Genomic DNA, 2297 nt, shown 5'->3' on the forward strand with positions numbered 1-2297 from the left:
ACCCTGCTGGCGGTCTCCGCAGCAGCGGCATGGCTCGCCACCCAGCCCAAGGCGTTCCCCGTCCGTCAGGACAGCCGCCAACTCCTCTTGAAGAGGATCCTCGAAGGTGCCGCAGACGCGTACGGCATCCCCGACCGCGAGAAGGTCACCTCGATCTCCGACGCGGAGGCCCGCGCCTTCCTGGACGTTCTGTTCCCACCAGCGGGCTCCTATCCCTTCCCCACCGACCCGCGCGAATGGACGGTCGGCGAGCGGGAGGTGATCGGGCTCATGAAGAGTCACCTGCTGACCACCCCGGCCTCGGCCACCACGCCCGCGCAGATCCGCGCACTCAAGAACCAGCTCATCAAGACGCTCGAAAGCGCCCTCGCTCGGATGGAAGCAGGCCGCTCGGGCCCCACGGTGCCGCCTGCGCGCAGCAGTGTCCAGAAGAAGAAGGACAAGCCGAAGCGTCCCAAGCGGCACAAGCCGCAGCGGCGCAAGAAGTAGCCCACCGGGCGGACTCCTGTGATCCTTCCTGCCGCCCACAGTCCGCCGACCACGCGGCCACGCGCAGTCCGTCCCCACTACTGTCCCCGTCCTCCCCATGCCTATCCGCCTGGTCGTCGGCGGCGGTACAGGGTCATCGCGTCGTCGGCTCGACGGCGAGATCAGGATGGAGGCCCCAGGGCCGCACGGCGAGCGCGGGATCGAGTTGCGTCCCGCGCCTGTCCGCCTGGGCAGGATGGCAAGTTCTCCACCCCGGCGGCGCTCTTCTTCCGTACGGTGTCGGTCATGACCGTCACCTCAGATCGGCTGAGCGAGATCGCGCGATCACTGAACCGCCTGGAGTGGCAGCCGACAGCCGACGAAGTCGCCTTCGGAAGCACCATCTTCCAGCGAATGAAGGAGCTGGAGGAGGAGCCGCAGTCCGCCTTCCCTCGGGGGACGAACTGGTGGGACCGCCTGCACACCGAGAGCTTCACGGCCATGGCCCGGGGGGTCGCGATCGTGCGGGATGAGCTGCTGCCCGCCTGGAGGGAGCGGCTTGCTGACTCGCCGATGGTGGAGTTGGCCGAGATCTACGTCAGCGCCGCTGATCCGCTGCTTCCGCACGCGGAGCGGCTGCTCGCGGCCTGGCACGATGCCGTTCCGCCCGCACCCACTGCCGAAGAGATCACCCGCGAGGCGGGGCGGCTAAACGTCTCTGCCGAGCAGGCCGGGAGCCGCCTCCGGTTCGAGAACGCCTCCCACTGGGAGGAGGAGACCAACGCCCGCGGCCTGTGGGACGACCTGCGCCCGGCCTGGGCCCACCTCGGAGCAGTGCGGTCCACCATGATGGCCGCGGTCACCGGAGACACGGACTACTGACTCTTGTCGCCCAGCGCACGGAATCTGTGTGATCCAGCCCTGCGACCCTCAGCCGGGTTGATCGCCTGTGGATGGGCATGGTGTTCGGTGTGGACGGAGACGTCCGCATGACTGCCAGCGGATTCAGTGAATGATCGGGGAGGGGAGATGCGAGTGCAGCCGTGGATGAGGGCGCTCTATCCGGGAGTTCGGGTACCGGCGGCTCATGTGGATCCGCACTGCGTGGTGGGGCCAGACGGGACCCTCCAGGTGCATCTCACGCGTTACATGGTCGAGGGCCCGCGCAGCAGCGAACCGGACACGCTCGATTGCGTCCCCCTCATGTCGGTGGACCCGCGGGTGTGGAAGGACTTCGCGCCGAGCATCCCGCAGTACAGCGTGGAGGAGCCGTACCTGCGGATGAAGACGTCGTCCGAGCTGGAGAATCTCGCGCAGAGCGCCAGTGTGCTGGTCACGCATGCTGTGGACCAGGACGAGCCGCCGATGCTGGTCCTGGACAGTACGATCCGCCGCTATCCCGGCGCGGCTGCGGTCGGTGTCATCGTCGACCATGACACCTGTCTGGTAGGGCTGCGTACGCGTTTCTGGGCCCCGCCCGGCACCCCGGAGAGCGACCGCGATGTCGGCTACACGGTCACCATGACCGCCGCCGGCGAAGAGTCCGGCCCGCTGACCCTGTACGCCTCCGCCCTGTACGGGTGGGCCCTGTGGTGGGTCAGCAACGCTCGAGAACTGTCCGGCCGTAAACGGCTCCTGAAGGATCTTCCACCGCCGCCTTTGGAACTGGAGCTCTTCGAAGCCTGGGTTCCCCACCGGGTGACCTTGTCGAACCCGGAGCGCAGCAGTTGGCCGATGCCGCCTCCCAAGCCCTTCGTTCCGCGCGATGATCTCGACATGGAGTAGCTGGCGGAGCACGGGGAGGGAGTTGCAGGTGGTTGCGTTGTTTC

The 2297-nt window shown here is 67.7% G+C and carries 3 protein-coding genes; all 3 read left to right on the forward strand.

All coding sequences use genetic code 11. The features are described 5' to 3' along the window. The coding region (locus ACZ5CR_RS43760; protein WP_468868844.1) for a hypothetical protein at positions 1–489 on the forward strand (489 nt) is incomplete at its 5' end. A 285-nt stretch (positions 490–774) separates the two neighbouring features. Beyond that, on the forward strand, positions 775–1350 hold the full coding sequence (locus tag ACZ5CR_RS43765; RefSeq protein ID WP_468868846.1) for a hypothetical protein: 576 nt from the start codon (positions 775–777) through the stop codon (positions 1348–1350). 249 nt (positions 1351–1599) lie between these two features. Then, positions 1600–2253, forward strand: coding sequence for a hypothetical protein (locus ACZ5CR_RS43770; RefSeq protein WP_468868849.1), 654 nt, complete (start codon positions 1600–1602; stop codon positions 2251–2253). The last annotated feature ends 44 nt before the right edge of the window (positions 2254–2297 follow it).

The sequence above is a fragment of the Streptomyces sp. NPDC031274 genome, from assembly GCF_055570235.1.